1 protein-coding gene is annotated in these 1,830 nt (G+C 58.1%); it reads left to right on the forward strand.

The features are described from left to right. Positions 1–1,830, forward strand: a 1,830-nt coding sequence (locus KVT11_RS20995) for a beta strand repeat-containing protein (protein WP_254636459.1), incomplete at both ends; no start/stop codon positions are given.

A 1,830-nucleotide genomic window follows, 5' to 3' on the forward strand; every position in this document is an offset into this window, starting at 1 on the left:
GGCCTACCGGTGCTACTGGAGTAACTGGTGATACCGGACCTACTGGTGCAACTGGAGATACTGGCCCTACGGGAGCCACTGGTGTAACTGGAGATACCGGACCTACTGGTGCCACCGGAGTTACTGGAGCTACTGGTGATACCGGGCCTACTGGTGTAACTGGTGATAACGGACCTACTGGTGCCACCGGAGTTACTGGAGCTACTGGAGATACCGGGCCTACTGGTGCGACTGGTGTAACTGGTGCGACTGGTCCAACCGGTGCCACCGGAGTTACTGGATCCACTGGAGATACCGGACCTACCGGTGCTACTGGTGTAACTGGAGATACCGGTCCTACTGGTCCAACCGGTGATACTGGAGCTACTGGTGCCACCGGAGTTACTGGAGCTACTGGTGATACCGGGCCTACTGGTGCGACTGGTCCAACCGGTGCCACCGGAGTTACTGGATCCACTGGAGATACCGGACCTACTGGTGCAACTGGTAATACCGGACCTACCGGTGCGACTGGAGTAACTGGAGATACTGGGCCTACCGGAGCCACTGGTGTAACTGGTGATGCCGGACCTACTGGTGCCACCGGAGTTACTGGAGCTACTGGTGATACCGGGCCTACTGGTGCGACTGGAGATACCGGACCTACCGGTGCTACTGGAGTAACTGGAGATACTGGGCCTACCGGAGCCACTGGTGTAACTGGAGATACCGGACCTACTGGTGCCACCGGAGTTACTGGAGCTACTGGTGATACTGGGCCTACTGGTGCCACTGGTGTAACTGGAGATACTGGGCCTACTGGTGCCACTGGTGTAACTGGAGATACTGGGTCTACTGGAGCCACTGGTGTAACTGGAGATACTGGGTCTACTGGAGCCACTGGTGTAACTGGTGATGCCGGACCTACTGGTGCCACCGGAGTTACTGGAGCTACTGGTGATACCGGGCCTACTGGTGCGACTGGAGATACCGGACCTACCGGTGCTACTGGAGTAACTGGAGATACTGGGCCTACCGGAGCCACTGGTGTAACTGGAGATACCGGACCTACTGGTGCCACCGGAGTTACTGGAGCTACTGGAGATACCGGGCCTACTGGTGCGACTGGAGATACCGGACCTACCGGTGCTACTGGAGTAACTGGTGATACTGGAGATACTGGGCCTACTGGTGCCACTGGTGTAACTGGTGATACCGGACCTACCGGTGCGACTGGTGTAACTGGAGATACCGGGCCTACCGGAGCCACTGGTGCCACTGGAGCTACCGGACCTACCGGTGCGACTGGTGTAACTGGAGATACCGGGCCTACCGGAGCCACTGGTGCCACTGGAGCTAGTGGTCCTACCGGTGCGACTGGTGTAACTGGTGATACCGGGCCTACTGGTGCTACTGGAGTAACTGGTGCTACTGGAGTAACTGGTGCGACTGGTCCAACTGGTGCCACCGGAGTTACTGGATCCACTGGAGATACCGGACCTACTGGTCCAACCGGTGATACTGGAGCTACTGGTGATACCGGGCCTACGGGAGCCACTGGTGTAACTGGAGATACTGGTCCAACCGGTGCCACTGGTGTAACTGGAGATACTGGGCCTACTGGTGCCACTGGTGTAACTGGTGATACCGGACCTACCGGTGCGACTGGTGTAACTGGTGATACGGGTCCTACCGGGCCTACTGGTCCAACAGGTGCCACTGGAGACACCGGTCCAACTGGAGCTACTGGAATCACTGGTGCCACTGGAGCTAGCGGTCCAACTGGAGCTACTGGAATCACTGGTGCCACTGGAGGCACCGGTCCAACTGGAGCTACTGGAATCACTGGTG

Source organism: Bacillus sp. GbtcB10 (genome assembly GCF_019091365.1).
Classification (GTDB): Bacteria; Bacillota; Bacilli; order Bacillales; family Bacillaceae; genus Bacillus; species Bacillus altitudinis.